Annotated in this window: 1 pseudogene; it reads right to left on the reverse strand. The window is 56.3% G+C overall.

The features are described from left to right. Window positions 1-238 (reverse strand): annotated as a pseudogene (gene pgi / locus FDX22_RS19805) (glucose-6-phosphate isomerase); the annotation flags it as partial.

The raw sequence follows: 238 nt of genomic DNA on the forward strand, positions 1-238 counted from the left end.
GCTGGCGTGGTGGAGAAGTGTTTGTCCATCGCATGCGCGCCGGAGAGCAGCTCAACAAAGTTGTCGAAGCCCACGGACAGGATGATGGACAGACCAATGGCAGACCACAGGGAGTAACGACCGCCAACCCAGTCCCAGAACTCGAACATATTGGCAGTATCAATACCGAACTCGCCAACCGCTTTACCGTTGGTAGACAGCGCTGCGAAGTGCTTGGCTACGTGCTTGTTGTCGCCAG

This window comes from Citrobacter sp. TBCS-14 (assembly GCF_005280805.1).
Classification (GTDB): domain Bacteria; phylum Pseudomonadota; class Gammaproteobacteria; order Enterobacterales; family Enterobacteriaceae; genus Citrobacter; species Citrobacter gillenii.